Below are 22,809 nucleotides of genomic sequence, written 5' to 3' on the forward strand. Positions count from 1 at the left end.
CCGAGGGCGTCAGCGGACCCAGCTTGCCCGGCTACGGGCGGGCGAGGCCTGCGCGGTCCCGCTCCGCGCACGCGACGGTGACGCGGTTGCTCGTCACTGAGTCGACGCCCGCGGCGAGGAGGCGACGCAGTGAACGTCGCGTGTCCGGCGTCCAGGCGGACACGAGGTAGCCGTCGCGGTGCAGCGAAGCGACGAGGCCGTGTTCGAGAAGGCCGAAGCGATAGTTGAGCCAGCGTGGCCGCACCGCGTCGAGCAGCGCGGGACGCGGCGGGGAGAGCGTCGTCCACGTCAATGCGATCTCTGCCGCGGGGTCCTGCGCGCGGACGGCGAGCATGGCGTCGGGGCCGGCGCAGTAATACACGCGCGACGCCGCGTCGCTGTCGCGTACGACGCCCAGCACGGCACGTACGGTGCGCGGCGTCGCGGAGGGCAGGTCGATCATCACGCGGCGCCCCGACGTCGCCTGGAGGGCGTCCGCGAGCGACGGCACGCCGCCTCCCGTGCGCAACGCGACGTCCTCGGCGGTCAGGGCGTCGAGCCGCGCGTCGACCTCCCACAGCCGCGCGAGCGTCGCGTCGTGCAGCAGCACGGGTACGCCGTCGCGCGTCAGCCGGACGTCCAGCTCCACGGCGTCGGCGCCGCGCGCGAGCGCGGAGCGCAGCGAGGCGAGCGTGTTCTCACGGAAACGGTACGGATCGCCGCGATGCCCCACGGCGGTGACGGTGCGCATGGGGGCATGTCATCACAGCTGTCAGGGTGCGAGCCAGGTGGCGACGTACGCGTCGATCTCGGCGTGGAGCCGCGTCTTGCCCACGGCGTCGAGGAACGACGCCTCCACGGCGTTCTTCGCCAGCTGCGCGAGGCCGCGCTCGTCCAGGCCCAGGAGCGACGCCGCGATGGCGTACTCGTTGTTGAGATCGGTGCCGAACATCGGCGGGTCGTCGCTGTTGATGGTCACGAGTACGCCCGCGTCGACCATCTGCCTGACCGGGTGCTCCGAGAGGTCCGCGACGGCGCGCGTCGCGATGTTGGACGTCGGGCACACTTCCAGCGGAATGCGGTGCTCCGCGAGGTGCGCGAGCAGCCGCGGGTCGTGCACGGCGCTCGTGCCGTGGCCGATGCGCTCGGCCCCCAGCTCGTTGAGCGCGTCCCAGATGGTCTCGGGCCCGGTCGTCTCTCCGGCGTGGGGGACGGAGCGCAGCCCCGCCGCCCGCGCGCGGTCGAAGTACGGCTTGAACTGCGGCCGGGGCACCCCGATCTCGGGGCCCCCGAGGCCGAAGCTGATGAGCCCGTCGGGGCCCAGCTCCGTCGCGAGGTGCGCCGTCTCCTCCGCCGCTTCCAGTCCCGCTTCGCCGGGGATGTCGAAGGACCAGCGCAGCGCGACGTTCAGCTCCTTCTCCGCGGCGTGGCGCGCGTCCTCGATGGCCTCCATGAAGGCGTGCGCGTCGATGCCGCGTCGTGTCGAGCTGTACGGCGTGACGGTCAGCTCCGCGTAACGGATGTTCTGGCGCGCCATGTCGCGCGCGACCTCGAAAGTCAGCAGCCGGACATCCTCCGGGGTGCGGATGAGGTCCACGACGGAGAGGTAGACCTCGATGAAGTGCGCGAAGTCCGTGAACGTGAAGTAGTCCGCGAGCGCCTCGGGCGCCGTGGGCACCCGCGTGTCGCTGTGGCGCGCGGCGAGCGCCGCGACGGTGCGCGGAGAGGCGGAGCCGACGTGGTGCACGTGCAGTTCGGCCTTGGGCAGACCTGCGATGAAGGTGTGCAGTTCGCTGGAGACGTTCATAGGTCCTCGCGGTCCTTCCCCGGTCAGGGCGGTGGACCGGTCCCGGCGCCGGTCGGGGATCATCGTAGGACGGCGCGCCGTGCGACAGGTGGCCGGGATGCGGGACGATGCGGCACTTCGCCGCGACGTCCGGGCCGGGGACGTGCGGCGGCGGATGGGGAAGGGGAACGGGTGGACGAGGCGGAGCGGGGCGACGGGCACGACGCGGGGCGGCACGGGGGACACAGGGGGCACCAGGAAGAGGACGTCGCGTACGACGCGTACGACGCGTACGTCGCGGACGAAGGGGAGGATGCGACGGGCGACGAGGACGACGCGACGGGAAACGGGGACGGTGCGGCGTCCGGGCGTGCGCGGGCGGCGTCCGGGGACGGCGTGGCGGGGCGTGCCGGTGAGGTCGCGGGGGACGGCGGGGTGCGTGCTCGCGACGTCGCGGCGTCGGTGACGACGCGTGGGAGTGCGGGGGACGGGGCGGCGTCTGCTTCGGTCGCGGGCGACGGTGCGGGGTCCTTCCGGGCTCCCGCCTCTTGGCCGGCGCCCCAGCCGGGCACCAGGTCGCCCGACGCCGCTCCGCCGCCGTATGCCCCACCCGTCTCCGATGCCGTGGCCGCGATGACGGTACGGGGCACTTCGAGCGCTATCGGGATGCCCGGTACGGACGCGGTGCCGGGCATCCCGGTAGCGCCCGAGGGCCCCGGCTGGGCGGCGTTCGGCTATCCGCTCGCGTACGACGACGCGTTCGGCGGTACGCCGCACGCGGGGCCCACGCCGCCGCACGTCGCGTCGTTCGCGCCGCACGTCGGGCCGCCCGAGGCCGCGGCGCCGTACGCCGCGTACGGGGCGGAGGCTGCCGCCCCTGTCGTGCCGCCGTCGACGTTCCAGCCGCCGCACGTCGCCCCGTCGCACGTCGCGCCGTCTGAGGGGTACGTCGCGTGGCCGGGTGCCGCGTCGTCCGCGCCGCACGTCGCGCCGCGCGGCGCACTGCCGGGGGCCGCTGGGACGGCGCGTGCCGCCCTCTCCCTCGGAGTCGTCGCACTCGTCGCCTACGCGCTCGCGTTCACCGTGGAAGCCGGGGGCGCCGTGGCGCTGTGGTTCCTCGGACTCGTGACGGGGGTGCTCGCCGTCGTGTGCGGCGCGGTGGGTACGGGGCGTGCCCGGCGAGCGGGCGGGCCGGGACGGGGAATGTCGCTGACCGGGCTGGTGTGCGGGGTCGTAGGACTCGTGGGCGGGCTCGCGGTCCTGGCGGCCGGCTTCGTACTGGCGGTGGGGGAGGAGGACGCGGACGGCGGAGCGACGCACGAGTACCACGCGGAGGCGTCATCCGTCGGGGCGCACGGGTACCGCGCCGCGTCGCGCTGACGCCGGAGCGAGACGACGCCGCGCAGGCGCCACGCCGGTGCCGCGCCCCGACGTCGCGGGTACGACGCGCCAGCGGCAGCCTCGACGTCGTGTCCCTGCTCGGCCGCGCCCCGTCCCGCCGTGTCGTGTCCCCGCCCAGCCGCGTCGCACCTCGCCGCGTCGCCCGCCCCACGCTGCGTCCCACGTCGCTCCACCGTGCGGCCCCGCCGCCCCCTACGCCGCCCCGCGCAAGATGTCGCGTGTGGCCATGAGGGCGAAGCCGAGCAGGTTCTGTCCGCGCCAGCTCGCCGGCCGGGAGGCCCGGGGGTCGTCAGCGGCGAGCCCGATACCCCAGATCCGGTCGAGTGGGCTGGCCTCGACGAGCACGCGGTCGCCGGTGCCGATGAGGAAGGCCGCGAGGGCGGGGTCGGCGGAGAACTTGTGGACGTTGCCCTCGACGACGATGCCGAAGCGTTCCCGCTCCCACGTCGCGTCGTCGAAGCCGTGGACGAGGCGACCGGCCGCCTTCGCCTGCGCCGGACTCCGCGCCGTCAATACCGCGTTCTCCGCGCCGACGTCGCCGAAGAGCCGTGCCTTGCGCGCCATCATCCAGTGCTCCGCCGTGGCGTACGTCGCGTCGCCGACCGTGAACGGCGCAGGCCACCACTGGCTGAAACACGCCTTGTCGACGCCCCCGCTCCGCGACGTGTGCCCCCAGAAGTGGAGGAACTTGACGCGAAGCGCCGGGGCGGTCGCATCCGGCGTGCCGTCACCGCGGCGTCCGTCGTGCGCGTCGCCCACCGCGGGCAGCACCGTGCGGCGCGCCCGGTCGAGCAACGCCGCGTAGTCCCTGGTCAACTCCTCGTTCATGGGGGCGAGTTTCGCAGGCCCGCTCGGCACTCCGTCTGGATTTTCCCAGGAGACTCGACAGGTGGCCGACAGATTTCGTCGTGTAACCAAAAGGCAACAACGGAATCACTTGTTGAAGTGATGTGGCTCTGTCAGGATCGGCACTCACATCGAGCCGGAGCTACGGTGCCCGCATTCTCGCGGGGCCGGAGGAGAGCGACATGCACAACCGCTTCCAGCCACGGGACCACTTCGCCGCGGGCGCCCAGTACATCGATGGCCGCCTGGTGGAGGGGACGTCGGGCAGCCGGCAGGACGTCGTGGACCCGGCGAGCGGGCGGACGGTCTTCTCGTACGAACTCGCGGGTCCCGCCGACGTGGACGCCGCGGTCGCCGCCGCGCGCGCCGCCTTCCCCGCGTGGTCCGGCGCGACGCCGGGGGAGCGCTCGGAAGCGCTGCATCGTTTCGCGGCGGTGCTCGCCGAGCGCGCCGAGGACTTCGCCCAGGCCGAATCCCTCCAGTGCGGCAAGCCCATCAAGCTCAGCCGCGAGTTCGACGTGCCGGGCACCGTCGACAACGCCGCCTTCTTCGCCGGCGCCGCGCGGCACCTCGAAGGCCGCGCGGCGGGCGAGTACAGCGGTGACCACACCTCGTACGTACGGCGCGAGGCGATCGGTGTCGTCGGCTCCATCGCGCCGTGGAACTACCCGCTCCAGATGGCCGCCTGGAAGATCCTCCCGGCCATCGCCGCAGGGAACACGATCGTGCTCAAGCCCTCCGAGCTGACCCCCTTCACTTCGCTCCTCTTCGCCGAGGCCGCCGCGGTGGCGGGTCTCCCCGACGGCGTCGTCAACATCGTCAGCGGCGCGGGCCGTGACGCGGGCGAGCGCCTCGTCACGCACCCCGACGTCGCGATGACGTCGTTCACGGGGTCGACGGCGGTCGGCAAGCGTGTCGCGGAACTCGCCACCGGAGGCGTCAGCAGGCTCCACCTCGAACTGGGCGGCAAGGCCCCCTTCGTGGTCTTCGACGACGCGGACCTCGACGCCGCCGTGCACGGCGCGGTCGCCGCCTCGCTCATCAACGGCGGACAGGACTGCACCGCCGCGACGCGTGCCTACGTGCAACGCCCCGTCTACGAGCGTTTCGTACGCGACGTCGCGGCGCTCATGGAGACGGTGCGCCTCGGCGACCCCTTCGACCCGGGGACCGACCTCGGGCCACTCATCAGCCACGCGCACCGTGATCGCGTCGCGGCGTTCGTGGAGCGTGCCCGTGCGACGTCGCGCGTCGTGACAGGCGGCGAGGCGCCGGGCGGCGTGCTCAAGGACGGCGCGTACTACCGCCCGACGCTCCTCGCCGACGTCGCGCAGGACAGCGAGGTCGTGCAGTCCGAGATCTTCGGTCCCGTCCTCGTCGTGCTCCCCTTCGACACCGACGACGAGGCGCTGAGCCTCGCCAACGACACGCCGTACGGGCTCGCGGCGTCGGCCTGGACGCGCGACACGTACCGCGCGCACCGTGCCACGCGCGAGATCAAAGCCGGCTGCGTGTGGATCAACGACCACATCCCGATCATCAGCGAGATGCCGCACGGCGGCTACAAGGCCTCGGGCTACGGCAAGGACATGTCCGCGTACTCCTTCGAGGAGTACACCCAGGTCAAGCACGTCATGTTCGACAACACCGCGGTGGCCAGAAAGGACTGGCACCGCACCGTCTTCGGGGACCGGTAGCGACCGGCCGGTACCACGGCCCCCTCATCGAGCAGGCTCACCCGGAAGGGCACAGCGCATGGAACAGTTCGATTCGGATCGTCCGCCACCGGCCACGGCGCGTGCGCTGTCGCGCGCGGTACGGGGCGGCTGGACGGGGCGTCGCGACGTCGCGCCGTGGAGCCCTGGACGACGCGCCGTGCTGCGCGCCGTGGGCAGCGGCGCGCTTGCCGCGGGCGGCCTCGCGGGGCTGAGCGCCTGCGGCATCCCCGCCGCGGCGAAGACGGGTGACGACGCGGTCACCTCCGAGGACCACTCCAAGCAGGAGAAGAGCCTCAACTTCTCCAACTGGACCGAGTACATCGACGTCAGCGACGACAACCGTCACCGCCCCTCGCTGGAAGCCTTCGCGAAGCGCACCGGCATCAAGGTCAAGTACACCGAGGACATCAACGACAACGTCGAGTTCTTCGGCAAGATCAAGCCACAGCTCGCCGCGGGCCAGGACACCGGACGCGACCTGATCTGCGTCACGGACTGGCTCGCGGCGCGGCTCATACGCTTCGGCTGGGTGCAGAAACTCGACCCCGCCCACCTGCCGCACGCCTACGCCAACCTCGCGCCGCAGTTCCGCAGCCCCGACTGGGACCCGGGCCGGTCCTACTCCTACCCCTGGGCCGGCATCTCGACCTTCATCGCCTACAACATCAAGGCGACAGGCGGCCGCGAGATCACGTCCGTGTCCCAGCTCCTCGACGACCCCAAGCTCAAGGGCAAGGTGGGCCTGCTCTCGGAGATGCGCGACACCGTCGGCATGGTGCTGCTCGACATGGGCAAGGACCCCGCGCACGTGACGGCCGACGCGTACGACGCGGCTATCGCGCGCATCCAGAAGGCCGTCGACCGTAAACAAGTACGGCGCTTCACCGGCAACGACTACATCGCCGACCTGAGCAAGGGCGACCTCGCGGCGTGCCTCGCCTGGGCCGGCGACGTCGTCCAGCTCCAGGCCGACAACCCCGACGTGCGCTACGTCATCCCCGACTCCGGCTACATGACCTCGACCGACAACCTCATGGTGCCCAACAAGGCGCGCCACAAGGCCAACGCCGAGAAGCTCATCGACTATTACTACGAACCGCCGGTCGCCGCACAGCTCGCCGCCTGGATCAACTACGTCTGCCCGGTCGACGGCGTCAAGCCGGAACTGGCGAAGATCGACAAGGACGCGGCCAACGACCCGCTCATCGTCCCCGACCGCGACATGGCGGCGAAGTCCCATGCCTTCCGCTCGCTCGGGACGAAGGAGGAGACGGCCTATGAGAAGAAGTTCGCTTCCCTGACGGATGGCTGACGCGACGTCCGGGGCGGCGCGACGTCGGGCGCGGTACAGCGCGACACGTCGCGTGGGGCGTGCCCCGCGGGGCGACGGCGCGGGGCACGTCGCGACGTCGCGCGCGGTACGCCGCGTACAGGGCGCTCGTGACGTGCGGCGCGACGCCACACGCGCGGCGCGACGACCCGCACGACGCGGCGTGACGCGACGTCGTCCCGGAGACGGCGCCTCGCGACGTCACGGCGCGTCGACGCGGCGCGCGGGGCCCGCGCGACGTCACGTCGGCGCGACGTGCACCGCGCGACGCCACGGCGGCGTCCGCCCGTACCGCCCCCCGTACCAGAACCACGCGCCGTACCGCCGCGGCGCCCCCGCACCGTTCCCACCCCCCGAAGGCTCCCACCACCGGCACCTCCACCACCGGGATACAGCTCATGACGACCACCACGCCATCCACCGACCAGACGGCCCCGACCGACCGGGGCGGCGCCGTGCGCCTCGAAGGGATCGGGAAGAAGTACGGGAACTTCACGGCGGTGCACCCGCTGGACCTGACCGTTCCGCAGGGGTCCTTCTTCGCGCTGCTCGGCGCCTCCGGGTGCGGCAAGACGACGACGTTGCGCATGATCGCGGGCCTGGAGGTACCGACCTCGGGCGCCGTGCACCTCGGCGACGAGGAGGTGACCGGGCTGCCGCCGTACCGTCGTCCCGTCAACACGGTGTTCCAGAGCTACGCGCTCTTCCCGCACCTCGACATCTACGAGAACGTCGCGTTCGGCCTGCGACGACGCGGCATCAAGTCGGTGAAGAAGCAGGTGGCCGACATGCTCGACCTCGTCCAGCTCGGCGACTACGCGCGCCGCAAGCCGCACCAGCTCTCCGGTGGCCAGCAGCAGCGCGTCGCCGTCGCCCGCGCGCTCATCAACCGCCCCAAGGTCCTCCTCCTCGACGAGCCGCTCGGGGCACTCGACCTGAAGCTGCGCCGGCAGATGCAACTGGAGCTGAAGCGCATCCAGACGGAGGTCGGCATCACCTTCGTGCATGTGACGCACGACCAGGAGGAGGCCATGACGATGGCCGACACCGTCGCGGTCATGAACGCGGGCCGCGTCGAACAGCTCGGCGCCCCCGAGGACCTCTACGAGACGCCGCGCAGCACCTTCGTGGCGAACTTCCTCGGCACATCGAACCTCATCCCGGGCACCGTCGACGACGCGACGCCGGGTGGCGACGTCGCGCTGATGTCGCGCGGCACACGCCTCGTCGTGCCCTCCGCACGCTGCGCGGCGCCGCCCTCACCTGGGGGCGCGCTACTGCTCGGGGTGCGCCCCGAGAAGGTCTCGCTCGTCCCCGCCGAGGACGCGGCGCGGATACCCGAGGGCCGCAACCGGGTCCGCGGCCGTATCGCCGACTCCAGCTTCATCGGCGTCTCGACGCAGTACGTGCTCGACGCCCCCTGCTGCGGGCGCTTCGAGGTGTACGCGCAGAACATCGAGCGCGACGCGCGCCTGACGCCCGGCGCCGAGGTCGTCGCGCACTGGAATCCCGCGCACGGCTTCGGGCTCGACGCGGAGCAGGACATCGAGGCGGGCGTCGCGACGGCGGGCAGCGAGGGGGACGTCGCGTGAGCACCACCGACGCACCGCCCGCGCCGCCCGCGAAGACGCCGGGCCCCCACGACGTAGCGGAGCCCACGCCGCCGCGACGTCGCGGCGTCCGCGTACGCGGCCGCCTCGTCCCGTACTGGCTGCTGCTGCCCGGAATGCTGTGGCTCCTCGTCTTCTTCGCGCTGCCGATGGTCTACCAGGCGTCCACGTCGGTGCAGACGGGTTCGCTGGAGGACGGCTTCCGGGTGACGTGGCACTTCGCCACGTACTGGGACGTCTTCGGAGAGTACTGGCCGCAGTTCGTGCGCTCGCTCGCCTACGCCGCGGTCGCGACGGTCCTGTGCCTCGCGCTCGGCTACCCGCTCGCGTATCTCATCGCTTTCCGCGCGGGGCGCTGGCGGAACCTGGTGCTCATCCTCGTCATCGCGCCGTTCTTCACGAGCTTCCTCATCCGCACGCTCGCGTGGAAGACGATCCTTGCCGACGGCGGCTTCGTCGTGGACGCGCTCAACACCCTGCACCTCCTGGACGTCACGAGCGCGCTCGGCATCACCGAGGGCGACCGCGTCCTCGCGACGCCGCTCGCCGTCGTCTGCGGGCTCACGTACAACTTCCTGCCGTTCATGATCCTTCCGCTCTACACGTCCCTGGAGCGCATCGACCCGAGGCTCCACGAGGCGGCCGGGGACCTGTACGCCGCACCGTTCACGACCTTCCGCAGGGTGACCTTCCCGCTGTCGCTCCCCGGAGTCGTCTCGGGGACGCTGCTCACCTTCATCCCCGCGGCCGGCGACTACGTCAACGCCGATCTCCTCGGATCGACGGATACCCGGATGATCGGGAATGTCATTCAGACGCTTTTCCTCCGCGTCCTCGACTACCCGGCGGCCGCCGCACTCTCCTTCATCCTCATGGCGGCCATCCTCGCGGCCGTCACGGTCTATCTGCGCAAGTCCGGTACGGAGGACCTGATCTGATGAGCACCCGGACCCCCACGCCGCGCGACGTCGCGCCCCGTACGCGCCGTACGCCGCGTGACGCCGCGTCGGCGTCGCGTGCGCGCAAGCCCGGCGGGCCGCTGCGCGTCGTCCGCCGCAACCTCGTCGTCTTCGCCGGGATCTGCACGCTCGCGTACATGATCCTTCCGAATGTCGTCGTGATGATCTTCTCGTTCAACAAACCGAACGGACGATTCAACTACGAGTGGCAGCGCTTCTCCACCGATGCCTGGACCGATCCCTGCGGCGTGGCCGACATGTGCGGTTCGCTCTCGCTCAGCCTCCAGATCGCGGGCTGGGCGACGCTCGGGGCCACGGTGCTCGGCACGATGATCGCCTTCGCGCTCGTGAGGTACCGCTTCCGTGCGCGCGGCGCTGTCAACTCGCTGATCTTCCTGCCGATGGCGATGCCCGAGGTCGTCATGGCCGCGTCGCTGATGACGCTGTTCCTCAACATGGGCGTGCAGTTCGGTTTCTGGACGATCCTGATCGCGCACATCATGTTCTGCCTCAGTTTCGTCGTCACGGCGGTCAAGGCACGCGTCATGAGCATGGACCCGCGCCTGGAACAAGCCGCCCAAGACCTGTACGCCGGGCCCGTCCAGACCTTTCTGCGCGTCACGCTGCCGATCGCCGCGCCCGGCATCGCGGCGGGCGCGTTGCTTGCTTTCGCGCTCTCGTTCGACGACTTCATCATCACCAACTTCAACGCCGGCTCCACGGTGACCTTCCCGATGTACGTGTGGGGCTCGGCGCAGCGCGGCACCCCGGTGCAGATCAACGTGATCGGCACCGCCATGTTCGTCGTCGCCGTCCTCGTCGTCCTGGCCGCCATGCTTCTCGGCGGGCGCAGGAAGCGACAGCAGGGAGGCTGACACGGCGGGGTGGGACGTCGCGGGACGCGGGGCGTGTCGCGACGTGTCGCGACACGTGTCCCGGAGCGCGCCGCGTCGTGGGCGGGCCGCCTGTCGCGTCGTGCGGCACGTGCCGCCTTGTCCGCGACGTCGCGCGCCGCGCACGCGCCGTGGGCCGCGCAGCCGCGACTCCGTGTATCGCGACATACGGCGCCCGCGTCGCGATATACGGCCCGACGTCGCGGCCCGCAGCGCCTACGCCGCGACATACGTCGCGTAGGCCGCCCGCGTCGCGTCGCGCGACACCTCCCACCCCACGTACCCGCACGTCGCGCGCGCCTCGTAGCGTCGTGGCGTACGGCCCGCGCGCGTCCGCCGGCCCGGACCGGCGCGAGGCACGCGGCAGCGATACCGCACCTTTCGTACCGAACGTGCTCCGCGCCGCGCGGAGCGCCCCCGTAGGGAGTTGACATCATGGCCGCGAGCGCCATGAGCAGCAGTTGGACCACCGCCCTCGCCGACGCCCGTCCCGGCGCCTACTGGCTCGACGACCCCGGACGCCCCGAAGCCCTTCCTGCGCTCGTGGGCGACACCCGTTGCGACCTCCTCGTCGTCGGCGGCGGCTACAGCGGCCTGTGGACCGCCTTGCGGGCCAAGGAACGCGACCCCGGGCGCGACGTCGTCCTCGTGGAGGCGAAGACGGTCGGGTGGGCGGCCTCAGGGCGCAACGGGGGCTTCTGTGCCGCGTCCCTCACGCACGGACTCCCCAACGGCCTCGACCGCTGGCCGGACCAGATCGACGCCCTGGAGGAGCTGGGTCGCCGCAACCTCGACGACATCGAGGCCACCGTGGCGCGTTACGGCATCGACTGCGATTTCGAGCGCACGGGCGAGATCGACGTCGCGACGCAGCCGCACCAGGTCGAGGAACTCGCCGAGCTGTACGAGACGGCGCGGGCGCACGGCTTCGACGACTACGAGCTGCTCGACGAGGCGGCTCTGCGCGCCGAGGTCGACTCGCCGACCTTCCTCGCGGGTCTCTACGACGCCCGCGGCGTCGCGCTGCTGCATCCCGCGCGCCTCGCGTGGGGGCTGCGGCGCGCGTGCCTGGACCTCGGCGTCCGCATCCACGAGTACACCCCAGGCCTCGCCCTCGCCCGCGACGGCGGCCGGATGGCACTGCGTACGCCGTACGGACGCGTCTTCGCGCGCGACGTCGCGCTCGGCACCAACGTGTTTCCCTCGCTCGTGCGCCGTCTGCGCCCGTACACGGTGCCGGTGTACGACTACGCGCTCATGACGGAGCCGCTCACCGGCGCCCAACGCGACGCGATCGGCTGGCGCCACCGCCAGGGACTCGGCGACAGCGCGAACCAGTTCCACTACTTCCGGCTCACCGCGGACAACCGCATCCTGTGGGGCGGGTACGACGCGATCTACCGCTTCGGCGGCTCGGTACGCGCCGAGTACGACGACAGGCCCGCGACGTACGAGAAGCTGGCGCAGCACTTCTTCACCTGCTTCCCGCAGCTCGAAGGGCTCCGCTTCACCCACGCGTGGGGCGGCGCGATCGACACCTGCACTCGCTTCTCGGCCTTCTTCGGTACCGCGCATCGCGGGCGCGTCGCGTACGCCGCCGGCTTCACCGGGCTCGGCGTGGGTGCGACGCGCTTCGGCGCCGACGTCATGCTCGACCTCCTCGACGGGGCGGAGACGGAGCGGACCGCGCTGCGGATGGTGCGCACGAAGCCGATGCCCTTCCCGCCCGAGCCGTTCGCCTGGGCAGGCATCGAGCTGACGCGACGTTCACTCGCCCGCGCCGACGACCACGGCGGGCGACGGAACCTGTGGCTGCGCGCGATGGACCGGATGGGGCTCGGGTTCGACAGCTGAGGTGGGACGGGACGGCGGGGCGTCGCGCGATGTCGCGTCGCGTGATGGGGGGGGACGTGCGCGACGTGCGCGACGTGCGCGACGTCGCGGTGAAGCGGGGCGGCGTTTGCGCGCCGCGACGTCGCGTACGTCGCGTCGCTCCGCCGCGTGTCGCGCTGTGACGCGCGTCACCGCCGCGTCGTCCAGCGACCCGCGTAATGCTCGCTCCCGCAGGTCGTCTCTGCTGGCAGGCGCGCGACGTGTGCGCCTGGCGACAGGAGGCAGCACGATGACGGATTCCCATGAGGCCCCCGAGGCTCCCGAGTCCCCCGAGGTCCCAGAGACCGCGGAAAGGCCGAGCCCCTTGGCCTGGTTGGCGAGCGCCGCGCCTGACCCCGCGTCGTGCCTGCGCCGGTGGGAGCGCGATCCGCGGGGGACCGCGCTGCTGCCGGCGGGCCGCGTCTGGGACGTCCTGGTGCTCCCCGGGCTCCTCGGGCGGGCGACGTTGGAGATTCTCGGGCGGCTGGTCGAGCGGCCCGGCCCGGTTCTCGCGGATGCGGGGAGGGACCGCTTGGGCTTCCTCGTACCGGTGGGAACGGCCGCGCAGTGGGCGGGCGGTGGGGCCCGGTGCGCGGGACACGGTACGTGGCTGGTGGTGCCGCGCCCCGGCGAGACGGCGGACGGCATCAGCTGGATCGTTCCGCCGGACGGATCGGGGGTGCTCACCGACGCGGCGCGGCTCGAACTCGCGCTGCACGAGGCCGCGGCACGTCGCGACGAGGAGGGGCGCGCGACGTGACCGCGTCGCCCCCCCCGCGACGTCGCGCGGGCGGCGGTACGTCGCGCGGGGCTACGCGACGTCGTCGCGTTCCTGCTGCTCCGCGTGACGTTCCCGCCGTCCTCGCGCCGTCTCCTCCCCTGCCCGTGTCCGTTGCCGCTCCCTCATCCGTACGAGAACGACCGCCACGACCTGGAGTACCGCGACGCCCAGGCACCAGCTCGCCGCGACGTCCAGGGGCCAGTGGTAGCCCTGCCGCACCAGCCCGTAGCTCACGCACAGAACGACCAGCAGCCACGCCGCGCCCAAGGCGCGTCGCGTGCCGCGGCGGTGCGGGGCGACGGGACCCGCGAGGAGCAGGAGAAGCGCGACGCCGTACGCGACGCTCGCGGTCGCCGTATGGCCCGAGGGGTAGTAGCCGAGGCCCTCGGCGGAAGGCTGGCCCGGGCGGTCGAAGACCTCTTTGAGGGGGAGGACGAGCGCGGGGACGACCAGGATCGCGGCGAGAGCGGTGAGCGCCGGCCACCACGCGAAGCGGCCCGCCTCGCGACGTACCCACCACGTGACAGCGGCGGCGCAGACGGCGAGTACGGGGATGGCGACCGCGGTGTTGCCGAGATCGGAGAAGAACTCGGCGAGGGGATGGGGCAGTCCCGCGCCGTCGTGGACGCGTACGCCGAGGCGCTCGTCGAGGCGACGGAGCGGGCCGCGGGCGACGAGCTGCCAAGTGAGAAGCGCGAAGACCACCGCGCACAGGATGAGGACGAAAGCCGGACGCCCCGGGACCGGGGGGCTGGTTCCGGGGCGTCCGGGAGGACCGGGAAACCGCGCGCCCCGGGGGGTTTGGGGCGGGCGGCCGTCCGATCGGTGAGGATGTCCAGGGCCTGAGGCCCCGGGGATGTGCGCGAAGGCACGGCCGGTACGCGGCTGGGGAGGCCACGCCACGGCGCCGCTCGCGGTCTCCCACGGGCGGGGTGTTGCGTTCATCCGCGTAGAACGTACGGCAGGGAACGACCGCCGGGACAGGGACCGACCCATCCCGCCATCGCCCTCGCACACCTTCTTCACAAGCCTGGTCACGCTCTCACGATGCCTGACGGAGCGGGGCGCGGGCGAGTGCGACGGGCCGGGGGAGACGGCATGCCTCGCGTGGGGCGTGGGGACGCACGGCGCCTGGACACGTGGCGTGGTGCGCGCTCAGCGACCTCGCGACGCCCGGACGACACGCGACGTACGTACCCCCCGACGCTGCGCGACGTCCGCGCTCGCACCGCGACCTGCTGCCTGCCGCGCGACGTACCCCGGGCGCCACGCGACGCAGCCGCCTGCCACGCGACGTCGCGTCATGCGGCGTCGCGTCGCGCGGCGTCGCGTTCGCGCGGCGTCCCTCCGGTCAGGCCGACGCCGCCAGCGCCTGCTCGAAGACGTCGAGCGCGTCGCTGAGGAGGTCCTCGCCGATGACCAGCGGGGGCAGGAAGCGGACGACGTTTCCGTACGTGCCGCAGGTCAGGACGAGGACGCCCGCGGCGTGACATGCCTTCGCGATCGCCGAGGTGATCTCCGGGTTCGGCTCCTTGCCACCCGGCTTGACGAACTCGGCCGCGATCATCCCGCCGCGCCCGCGCACGTCGCCGATGACCTCGTACTTCTCCTGGAGCGCGACGAGGCGCCCCTTCATGATCTCCTCGATGCGCTTCGCCTTGGTATTGAGGTCGAGTTCCTTCATGGTCTCGATCGCGCCGAGCGCAGCGGCGCACGCGACAGGGTTGCCGCCGTACGTACCGCCGAGGCCGCCCGCGTGCGCGGCGTCCATGATCTCGGCGCGCCCCGTCACGGCGGAGAGCGGGAGACCACCGGCGATGCCCTTGGCGGTGGTGATGAGGTCAGGGACGATGCCTTCGTCCTCGCACGCGAACCACTGGCCCGTACGGCAGAAGCCGGACTGGATCTCGTCGGCGACGAAGACGATGCCGTTCGCCGTGGCGAACTCGCGGAGCGCCGGCAGGAAGCCCTTCGCCGGCTCGATGAAGCCGCCCTCGCCGAGCACCGGCTCGATGATGACCGCCGCGACGTTGTGCGCGCCGATCTGCTTCGTGATCTGGTCGATCGCCTGCGCGGCGGCCTCGGGACCGGCGTTCTCCGGACCGGTCGGCCAGCGGTACGCGTAGGCGACGGGCACGCGGTAGACCTCGGGCGCGAAGGGGCCGAAGCCGTCCTTGTACGGCATGTTCTTGGCCGTCAGCGCCATCGTGAGGTTGGTGCGGCCGTGGTAGCCGTGGTCGAAGACGACGACGGCCTGGCGCTTCGTGTACGCGCGGGCGATCTTGACGGCGTTCTCGACGGCCTCGGCGCCCGAGTTGAAGAGCGCCGACTTCTTCGCGTGGTCGCCGGGGGTGAGCGCGGCGAGCTGCTCGGCGACGGCGACGTAGCCCTCGTACGGCGTCACCATGAAGCACGTGTGCGTGAAGTCGGCGAGCTGCGCGCTCGCGCGACGTACGACCGCCTCGGCGCTCGCGCCCACCGTGGTGACCGCGATGCCCGAGCCGAGGTCGATGAAGCGGTTTCCGTCGACGTCCTCCAGGATGCCGCCCTCGGCGCGCGCCGCGAACACGGGCAGCGTCGAGCCGACACCGGCCGCGACGGTGGCGGCGCGGCGGGCCTGAATTTCCTGCGACTTCGGGCCGGGGATGGCCGTGACGACGCGGCGCTCCTGCGGAATGGCGCTCATGAGGGCTCCTGGGGGTCCTTGGGTGTCCGTGGTCCGGGGTGCTGACCCGGCTGCCCGGTTCCGGGGCGTGGACGCGTGACGTCCGCCTGCCGGACCGGGGCTGCGGCGCTCCGTCGCCTGCGGTGCCTCCGCACGTCGCCGGTGCCTGTTCGCAGGCTAGGGGGCACGGGGGCGGGACGGGATGCGCCGTTCGGGAGAAGTGGGACGTGTCGGTTGTCCTTGGTGGAGTGAGGACGCCGCATGGATCGCGCGACGTGGAGGGGTGGGGCTGGGGTGCGTGGAGGGGCGGTCGCGTGGCGTGGGTGCGGGGTGCGGGGTGCGGGGTGCGGGGTGCGGGGTTGCGGGGTTGCGGGGCGCCGGGCATCGCGGTGTCGGGGGACGCGGCGTCGGCGGGCGTGCGGCGTGTCCTGTGCGCGCGGCGTCGGGGTAGGTCCTACGCCGCGGCGCGACGTGGCTTCGTGGTGGTCTGTCGCCCGGCCGAAAATCGGGTACAACCTGTGTGCGTCGTCCGCGGGGGCCTGTGGGGACACTAGATTGAGCCGCGATCGATGATCGACCCGCGCCGCGCGAGACGGTACGACGGACCGGCAGGTCAGGGGGCTGGGCATGGACAGGGACGGCACGTACGGATCGCAGGCACCTGGGGGCGGTCCCGCGCCCGGAGGCCCACCGGCCGGTTCCGTGCCACCGATGCCGCCGGTTCCCGACGGGCCGCCGGGGGACCGCGTGGTGCCTGACGCGCGTCAGGGGGGCCCGGTTCCTCCCGTACCGCCGCGGCCTGCGGGGCCCGTACCGCCGCTCCCCGCGGGTCCACCGTCCCACGCGCCGGTGCCGCCTCCGCCGCGCGCACGTCCGGCCGCGCACGACGCGCGGGTGCCGCCGCCCATGCCGGGTTGGGACCCCGGCCCGTCTCCCCGAGGGGCCGTCCCGGAGAGGCCGCCCGGAGCGGACTTTCTCGACTGGCTCCGTACACCGCGCCCTCCGGCGCTCCCCGGCATCTGGCGCTTCGGTCACCGGCCGAGGCCGGAGGTGGAGCCGGAGCAGGTTCCGGGGCGGCAGCTCGTCAGCGGGGCGTTGCTGGCTTTGCTGGTGGGGTGGTTGTTCTGGTCGTTGTTGTACAACGGCTACCTGTGGGGCAACTGGTGGCAGGCTCCGCTGACGGTGCTGATCAAAACGACTCCCCTTGAATCGCAATCAATCGGTGCCGCCTACGTCTCGTGGATCTACATCCTCCTCGTTGCCGCCTTGGTGGCGGTGATGGTCGCCCGGCTCGGCCGCTGGCCCGAGCTCTGGCGCCGCTACTCCCCTTGGTCCCGCGCCCGTCGCGAAGCGGACAGCGCGGCGTCCCCACCCCCCGCTCCGGCTCCCCAGGAAGACCCCGCCCAGTGGCCCGAGCTGCGCGCTGCCGGTGAGCACGCTGTGGCCGACAAGCTCGCGGACGAGGCGCACGCGGGCCGGCTGCGCGACGTGGACCACGCACGGCTGGTACGCGCCTGGCGCTCCGTGCAGTCCGGGCAACTGCCGGCCGAGACGTTCCGGCGCGACATCCTGCGCGACGGCGCCGCGGCGTTCCCGCACCCGTCGGGCCGCCGTGACCTCCCCGCACGCTCCGTACCGCACGACCTCGCCACGGGACAGGTGCGCCTGGGCGCGACCCTGGACGACGCGCACAACCCCTACGCGTACCGCACCGCCGGCTTCGCGCTCGGCTCGGAACTCCTCGCGACCTCCCTCGTCGCCGTCGGCCCGGCCGGCTCCGGCAAGACCGGCGCACTCGTCCGCCCCGTCGCCGAAGCGCTGTGCCTGCAAGCCCTGGCGGGCCGGGCCGCGGTCGTCGTGGTGGGCGCGGAGGGCGCAGGCCTCGGACATGCCGACAACTACGACATCGTCATCCGCCTCGGTCACCCCGACTCCGTCTACGACCTCGACCTCTACGGCGGCACCCACGACGCGGAGGAAGCCGCGACGTTCCTCGCCGAAGCCCTGGTCGGCGACCTCCCCCAGGCGTCCAGCTCGGGGCGGCGCCCCAGCACCGTCCTCGCCCAGGTACTCGGCCCCTTCCGCGCGGTCCACGGCCGTTTCCCCTCCGTACCGGAACTGCGCCTCCTCCTCGACGGGTCCCCGAAGCACCTCGCGGCGCTGCGGGCCGCCCTCGCCGAGGCGGGCCACAGCGCGCTCCTGCGCGACGTGGAGTCGCGCGAGCGCCAGGCCGGGCAGCCAGGGGATGCCGCGCCGCTGCTCGTGGACCGGCTCGCGCTGCTGGACCGTCCGGCCTTCGCCGATTTCTTCGACACGTCGGGCGAGGGGGCGCCGTTCTCCTTCCGCGCGCTCGACCATCCGGTACGCGTGCGCATCGAGCTTCCTGCGCGCAGTCACCCCGACGCCTCACGCGTCCTGGCGCGCCTGGTGCTCGCCCAGTTCACGGCGAGTGTGCTGGTACGCGGCGATCTCTCGCTCTTCGCGTGCCTCGTGCTGGACGACGCGGCCGGCGTCGTGACGGGCGCGTCCGTGCGCGGCATCCAGTCGCTGCGTTCCGCCCACGCGGGCGTACTCCTCGCGCTGCGCACGCTCGACGACGTACCGCAGGAGCTGCGTGGACCGCTCCTCGGCGCCGCCGGATGCCGCATGGCGCTCTCGGGGGTCGCGCCCAGGGACGGTCAGGACTTCGCCGCGGCGTGGGGCACGGAGTGGCGCGAGATCCGCGACGTCACGGACCGGCAGATCGTCGCGGACGAACCCCTCACGAAGGTCAGCCATTTCCTGCGGAAGGCCATCACCGGCAAGGCACCGACCGCGCAGTCCGTCACGGTGCGGCAGGTGGAGCGGGAGCGCTGGTCGGCTTCCGAACTCGCCCACGCGCTGCCCCCGGGGCACGCCGTAGTCTCGCTCACTACGGTACGGGGCGAGCACGCGCCACCCCTTCTGGTGGACCTGCGTCACTGACGACGCGCTGCGCGGCGGGCGCGGCGCGGCGGCGCATGGATCACGCGGTGTGCGACGCGTCGCGACGCATTCGCGGTGGCGTACGCCGATCACGCGGCGTACGCCACCCCACGCGACGTATGGGCGAGGACGTCGCGCCGCTGTGCTCCGTGTCCGCCGCGACGCGGCGCCCGTGGGCCCTTCGCGATACGTAGCGCCTCCACGCCGCGTGGGTACGCGACGTAGCGCCCCACCCCGCGCGGCGCCCAGGCCGCGTCAGCCCGACCACCACCGGCCTCCCCGTACCCCCGCCCCAGCCCCTCACCCCCCTCACCCCATGCATACAGTGAGGCAGACTTGGCAGCGTCGCTCGTACGCGACGGCCAAGAACCCGCAGCAGCACGTTCGCGCGCGCTCCCCGCGACGCCCGGAAGGTCTCATGCCGCCCACGCTCGCCTCACTCGTCCACCACTCCGCGCTCAAGCTCACCGCGCTGGCCGGGGCGGATCGCCTGGACACTCCTGTTCGCTGGGCGCACGTGAGCGAGCTGATCGATCCTGTGCCGTACATGAACGGGGGAGAGCTGCTTCTGACCACCGCGCTCACCCTCGACGCCGAGAACCCTGATGAGGTCCGTCCCTACGTCCGGCGCCTGGCGCGCGCCGGCGTCGCGGGGCTCGGCTTCGGCAGAGGGGTCAACTACGACGAGGTGCCCGCGGCGCTCGTCGCCGCGGCCGAGGCGGAGTCGCTGCCGCTGCTCGAAGTGCCGCGACGTACCCCCTTCCTGGCGATCACGAAAGCGGTCTCGGCGGCCATCGCGGCCGAGCAGTACCGCGCCGTCACCGCGGGCTTCGCCGCGCAGCGCGAACTCACGCGACAGGCACTCGGCGAGGGCCCCGAGGGCCTCCTCGGCGCCCTCGCCGCGCAGCTCAACGGCTGGGCCGCCGTCTATGACGCGTCGGGCGCCGTCGTCGCCGCCGCGCCCGAATGGGCCGCGCGACGTGCCGCGCGCCTCACATCCGACGTACGGCGGCTGCGCGACCGGCCCGCGCCCGCGAGCGCGGTCGTGGCCGCCGCCGAGGACAGGGTGGAGTTGCACTCCCTCGGCGCGGCCCGGCGCCCCCGCGCGGCCCTCGCCGTCGGCACCGAGGGCACGCTCGGCACTGCGGAGCGCTACTCGGTGCACGCGGCGATCTCGTTGCTGACCCTCACCACGGAGCGCTCACGCGCCTTCCAGGCCGCGGAGCAGCGCATCGGCGCCGCCGTTCTCGGGATGCTCCTCGCCGGCGAGTCGGGCCACGCGCGCGCCGCGGCGGGGGATCTGTACGGCGCGCTGCTCGACGCGCCGTTCCGCCTCGTCATCGTCGCGGCGACGTCGCCCGCTTCGCGCCCGCACGCGACGTCCCCCGCCCCGGGCACCGAGACGGACCACGCCACCGCCGACGGCGTCGCGGCATCCGAACCCGCACCGGACCCCTTCTCGGACATGGTGGAACTCGTCGAAACGGCCGCCGCCCGTGCGGCCGAGCCCGTCCTTGTCGTACGCGAGGGCGACCGCCTCGTCCTCCTCGCCGTCGACCAGGGCGCCGTCGCGGACGCCTGCGCGACGTACGCCGGGGAAACGGACCGAGCCCGCGACGCCGGCGGGACGCCGGCAACCACCGCGGAGAACGGCCTCGTGATCGGCCTCTCCGCCCCTTCGGGGCCCGTGGCCGCCGCGACCGCGTACAAGCAGGCCGAACAGGCCCTCTCCGTGGCGCGACGTCGCGGCCGGACGCTCGTCGAGCACGAGGACGTCGCGGCGGGCTCCGTGCTTCCGCTCCTCGCCGACGACGCGGTACGGGCCTTCGCGGACGGTCTCCTGCGCGCGCTCCACGACCACGACGCGACGGGGCGCGGCAACCTCGTCGCCTCCCTGCGGGCCTGGCTCGCCCACCACGGGCAGTGGGACGCCGCCGCGGCCGAACTGGGCGTCCACCGGCACACCCTCCGATACCGCATGCGCCGCGTCGAGGAAATCCTCGGCCGCTCCCTGGACGACCCCGATGTACGCATGGAACTCTGGCTCGCGCTCAAGGCCACCACCGCGTCGGGCGGCGCCGTCTGACGGACACCCTGGCGCGAACGAGCCGTACGTCGCGGGGCGGCGTGGGCGGCGGTACGTGACGGGGCGACGTCGCGCCGTACGTCGCCTGAAGGCGCCCGCACGTCGCGTCGCCCTGTACGCGACGTACCGCGCCACCACGCGACGTCGAAGCCGCGACGTCGCGTCCGGCACGTCGCGCCCCGCGTCCCGCACGTCGCGCCCCGCCCCCTACACGTCGCGACACGTCGCGTCCGCGCCCCGCGCTCGACGTCGCCCCGTCGGACACTCTCCCCCACCCCCGTACTGCTATCGCCAATACGGTGCGTCCAGCTCCTCAGCCGCTACGCGACGGACAAACGACGCGGCGCGACGCGGCGCTTACGGTGGCCCTGCTGAGGCGAATCGCCTCGCGCGGCGTCGCGCCACGCGGCGTGCGTACACCCACCACTGCACTGCGGAAGGGCCGGGACTCGCGATGACTTCCACCCATGCCTTCTGGCTCGCCGGCCGCCAGGCCACGGGCGAGACCACGTTCGACGTCACCTCGCCGTGGGACGGCCGCCTCGTCGGGAAGGCAGGCATCCCGACCGAGGCACAGGTCGAGGAGGCGGTCGCCGCCGCGTACGCGGTGCGCGAGGAGTTCGCCGCGAGCCCCGCGCACGTACGTGCCGCCGCGCTCGACCATGTCGCGAAGCGGCTCACCGAGCGCACCGAGGAGATCGCGCAGCTCATCTCCGCCGAGAACGGCAAGCCCATCAAGTGGGCGCGCGGCGAGGTCGGCCGCGCCGTCTCGGTCTTCCGCTTCGCGAGCGAGGAAGCGCGACGTTTCAACGGTGGCGAGGGACTCCGGCTCGACACCGACGCGGGCGGCGAAGGACGCATCGGGCTCACGCGACGTTTCCCGCGCGGCGTCGTCCTCGGCATCGCGCCGTTCAACTTCCCGCTCAACCTGTGCGCCCACAAGGTCGCGCCCGCTCTCGCGGCCGGCGTGCCGATCATCCTCAAGCCCGCCCCCGCGACGCCCCTGTCCGCGCTCGTCCTCGGGGAGATCCTCGCCGAGACCGCGCTTCCGGCGGGCAGCTGGTCCGTCCTGACCGTCGAGAACGACCGCATGCCGGCCCTCGTCCAGGACGAGAGGCTCCCTGTGATCTCGTTCACGGGTTCGGAGAAGGTCGGCTACGCGATCATGGACTCCGTCCCGCGCAAGCACTGCACCCTGGAACTCGGGGGCAACGGCGCCGCCGTCGTCCTCGCGGACTACGCATCGGACGCCGACCTCGACTGGGCGGCGAGCCGCATCGCGACGTTCTCGAACTACCAGGGTGGTCAGTCCTGCATCTCGGTGCAGCGTGTCATCGCCGACGCGGCCGTGTACGACCGCCTCGTCGAACGCGTCGTCAAGGCCGTCGACGCGCAGGTGACCGGCGACCCCTCCGACCCGGCGACCGAGGTGGGACCGCTCGTCAGCGAGGACGCGGCGCGGCGCGTCGAGTCCTGGGTCGACGAGGCGGTCACCGCGGGGGCGACGCTCCTGACCGGTGGCGAGCGCGACGGCGCGACGTACGGCCCCACCGTCCTCGCCGACCTCCCCGCAGGCACGACCCTCGCCCAGGAGGAGGTCTTCGGGCCCGTCCTGTCCCTGATCAAGGTGAACGGCGAGGACGAGGCGTACGCCGCGGTCAACGACTCGAAGTACGGCCTCCAGGCCGGCGTCTTCACACACGACGTGCAGGCGGCGTTCCGCGCCCACCGCGCGCTGGAGGTCGGCGGCGTCATCATCGGTGACGCCCCCTCGTACCGCGCCGACCAGATGCCGTACGGCGGCGCCAAGCTCTCCGGCGTCGGGCGCGAAGGCGTCCGCTCGGCGATGGAGGACTACACGTACGAGCGGATCATGGTCTTCACCGGCGTCCAGCTCTGAGCCGTCCCGCTCGGGGCCA

General features: G+C 72.8%; 16 protein-coding genes. 11 read left to right on the plus strand and 5 right to left on the minus strand.

What is annotated here, in order from left to right; genetic code table 11:
- Positions 1-31: 31 nt before the first annotated feature.
- Positions 32-730 (minus strand): glycerophosphodiester phosphodiesterase, encoded by a 699-nt coding sequence (locus tag ACQYWQ_RS23115; RefSeq protein WP_431037153.1) that lies wholly within the window; start codon positions 728-730, stop codon positions 32-34.
- A 21-nt stretch (positions 731-751) separates the two neighbouring features.
- Positions 752-1,786, minus strand: coding sequence for an adenosine deaminase (locus ACQYWQ_RS23120; RefSeq protein WP_431037154.1), 1,035 nt, complete (start codon positions 1,784-1,786; stop codon positions 752-754).
- Positions 1,787-2,431: 645 nt separating this feature from the next.
- Between ACQYWQ_RS23120 and ACQYWQ_RS23125 the strand changes: the two genes are divergently transcribed.
- Positions 2,432-3,145: a hypothetical protein gene (locus ACQYWQ_RS23125; protein WP_431037155.1), complete on the plus strand. Its 714-nt coding sequence runs from the start codon at positions 2,432-2,434 to the stop codon at positions 3,143-3,145.
- 213 nt (positions 3,146-3,358) lie between these two features.
- Here ACQYWQ_RS23125 and ACQYWQ_RS23130 read toward each other — a convergent pair whose 3' ends face one another.
- Positions 3,359-3,994 carry an NADAR family protein gene (locus ACQYWQ_RS23130; RefSeq protein WP_431037156.1) on the minus strand — a complete coding sequence of 212 codons (636 nt, stop codon included), beginning with the start codon at positions 3,992-3,994 and terminating at the stop codon, positions 3,359-3,361.
- Positions 3,995-4,194: 200 nt separating this feature from the next.
- On the opposite strand from ACQYWQ_RS23130, the gene ACQYWQ_RS23135 reads away from it, so the two are divergent.
- The 7 genes from ACQYWQ_RS23135 to ACQYWQ_RS23165 all read left to right on the plus strand — a co-directional run bounded on the left by ACQYWQ_RS23135 (position 4,195) and on the right by ACQYWQ_RS23165 (position 13,154).
- Positions 4,195-5,709, plus strand: a complete 1,515-nt coding sequence (locus tag ACQYWQ_RS23135) for a gamma-aminobutyraldehyde dehydrogenase (protein ID WP_431037157.1) — start codon at positions 4,195-4,197, stop codon at positions 5,707-5,709.
- A 58-nt stretch (positions 5,710-5,767) separates the two neighbouring features.
- Positions 5,768-7,042, plus strand: a complete 1,275-nt coding sequence (locus ACQYWQ_RS23140; RefSeq protein ID WP_431037159.1) for a polyamine ABC transporter substrate-binding protein — start codon at positions 5,768-5,770, stop codon at positions 7,040-7,042.
- Positions 7,043-7,458: 416 nt separating this feature from the next.
- Positions 7,459-8,652, plus strand: coding sequence for an ABC transporter ATP-binding protein (locus tag ACQYWQ_RS23145; RefSeq protein WP_431037161.1), 1,194 nt, complete (start codon positions 7,459-7,461; stop codon positions 8,650-8,652).
- Complete coding sequence (locus ACQYWQ_RS23150; RefSeq protein WP_431037163.1) at positions 8,649-9,608, plus strand: ABC transporter permease; 960 nt, start codon at positions 8,649-8,651, stop codon at positions 9,606-9,608. Before ACQYWQ_RS23145 ends, ACQYWQ_RS23150 begins: the two co-directional genes overlap by 4 nt.
- Positions 9,608-10,504 (plus strand): ABC transporter permease, encoded by an 897-nt coding sequence (locus ACQYWQ_RS23155; RefSeq protein ID WP_431037164.1) that lies wholly within the window; start codon positions 9,608-9,610, stop codon positions 10,502-10,504. Before ACQYWQ_RS23150 ends, ACQYWQ_RS23155 begins: the two co-directional genes overlap by 1 nt.
- A 453-nt stretch (positions 10,505-10,957) precedes the next feature.
- A complete protein-coding gene (locus tag ACQYWQ_RS23160; protein WP_431037165.1) occupies positions 10,958-12,376 on the plus strand; it encodes an NAD(P)/FAD-dependent oxidoreductase in 1,419 nt (472 codons plus the stop codon).
- 268 nt (positions 12,377-12,644) lie between these two features.
- Complete coding sequence (locus ACQYWQ_RS23165) at positions 12,645-13,154, plus strand: hypothetical protein (protein ID WP_431037167.1); 510 nt, start codon at positions 12,645-12,647, stop codon at positions 13,152-13,154.
- A gap of 51 nt (positions 13,155-13,205) precedes the next feature.
- Here the strand turns inward: ACQYWQ_RS23165 and ACQYWQ_RS23170 are convergent, their stop codons facing one another.
- Both ACQYWQ_RS23170 and gabT read right to left on the minus strand, forming a co-directional pair.
- Positions 13,206-13,880 (minus strand): phosphatase PAP2 family protein, encoded by a 675-nt coding sequence (locus ACQYWQ_RS23170; protein WP_431037168.1) that lies wholly within the window; start codon positions 13,878-13,880, stop codon positions 13,206-13,208.
- A 646-nt stretch (positions 13,881-14,526) separates the two neighbouring features.
- Positions 14,527-15,861, minus strand: coding sequence for a 4-aminobutyrate--2-oxoglutarate transaminase (gabT, locus tag ACQYWQ_RS23175; protein WP_431037169.1), 1,335 nt, complete (start codon positions 15,859-15,861; stop codon positions 14,527-14,529).
- A gap of 606 nt (positions 15,862-16,467) precedes the next feature.
- Between gabT and ACQYWQ_RS23180 the strand changes: the two genes are divergently transcribed.
- From ACQYWQ_RS23180 to ACQYWQ_RS23190, 3 genes are all read left to right on the plus strand, one after another.
- Complete coding sequence (locus ACQYWQ_RS23180) at positions 16,468-18,804, plus strand: ATP-binding protein (RefSeq protein WP_431037170.1); 2,337 nt, start codon at positions 16,468-16,470, stop codon at positions 18,802-18,804.
- 418 nt (positions 18,805-19,222) lie between these two features.
- On the plus strand, positions 19,223-20,890 hold the full coding sequence (locus ACQYWQ_RS23185) for a PucR family transcriptional regulator (RefSeq protein WP_431037172.1): 1,668 nt from the start codon (positions 19,223-19,225) through the stop codon (positions 20,888-20,890).
- A gap of 454 nt (positions 20,891-21,344) precedes the next feature.
- Positions 21,345-22,790, plus strand: coding sequence for an aldehyde dehydrogenase family protein (locus ACQYWQ_RS23190; protein ID WP_431037173.1), 1,446 nt, complete (start codon positions 21,345-21,347; stop codon positions 22,788-22,790).
- Positions 22,791-22,809: the final 19 nt, after the last annotated feature.

Origin of the sequence: Streptomyces sp. P6-2-1 (assembly GCF_050613165.1) — a bacterium.
Taxonomy (GTDB): Bacteria; Actinomycetota; Actinomycetes; order Streptomycetales; family Streptomycetaceae; genus Streptomyces.

Coding starts and splice junctions, on each gene's coding strand:
- ACQYWQ_RS23185 (WP_431037172.1), top strand. CDS start 19,223: ATGCCGCCCACGCTCGCCTCACTCGTCCACCACTCCGCGCTCAAGCTC.
- ACQYWQ_RS23130 (WP_431037156.1), bottom strand. CDS start 3,994: ATGAACGAGGAGTTGACCAGGGACTACGCGGCGTTGCTCGACCGGGCG.
- ACQYWQ_RS23155 (WP_431037164.1), top strand. CDS start 9,608: ATGAGCACCCGGACCCCCACGCCGCGCGACGTCGCGCCCCGTACGCGC.
- ACQYWQ_RS23135 (WP_431037157.1), top strand. CDS start 4,195: ATGCACAACCGCTTCCAGCCACGGGACCACTTCGCCGCGGGCGCCCAG.
- ACQYWQ_RS23145 (WP_431037161.1), top strand. CDS start 7,459: ATGACGACCACCACGCCATCCACCGACCAGACGGCCCCGACCGACCGG.
- ACQYWQ_RS23115 (WP_431037153.1), bottom strand. CDS start 730: ATGCGCACCGTCACCGCCGTGGGGCATCGCGGCGATCCGTACCGTTTC.
- gabT (WP_431037169.1), bottom strand. CDS start 15,861: ATGAGCGCCATTCCGCAGGAGCGCCGCGTCGTCACGGCCATCCCCGGC.
- ACQYWQ_RS23180 (WP_431037170.1), top strand. CDS start 16,468: ATGGACAGGGACGGCACGTACGGATCGCAGGCACCTGGGGGCGGTCCC.
- ACQYWQ_RS23190 (WP_431037173.1), top strand. CDS start 21,345: ATGACTTCCACCCATGCCTTCTGGCTCGCCGGCCGCCAGGCCACGGGC.
- ACQYWQ_RS23165 (WP_431037167.1), top strand. CDS start 12,645: ATGACGGATTCCCATGAGGCCCCCGAGGCTCCCGAGTCCCCCGAGGTC.
- ACQYWQ_RS23125 (WP_431037155.1), top strand. CDS start 2,432: ATGCCCGGTACGGACGCGGTGCCGGGCATCCCGGTAGCGCCCGAGGGC.
- ACQYWQ_RS23120 (WP_431037154.1), bottom strand. CDS start 1,786: ATGAACGTCTCCAGCGAACTGCACACCTTCATCGCAGGTCTGCCCAAG.
- ACQYWQ_RS23140 (WP_431037159.1), top strand. CDS start 5,768: ATGGAACAGTTCGATTCGGATCGTCCGCCACCGGCCACGGCGCGTGCG.
- ACQYWQ_RS23160 (WP_431037165.1), top strand. CDS start 10,958: ATGGCCGCGAGCGCCATGAGCAGCAGTTGGACCACCGCCCTCGCCGAC.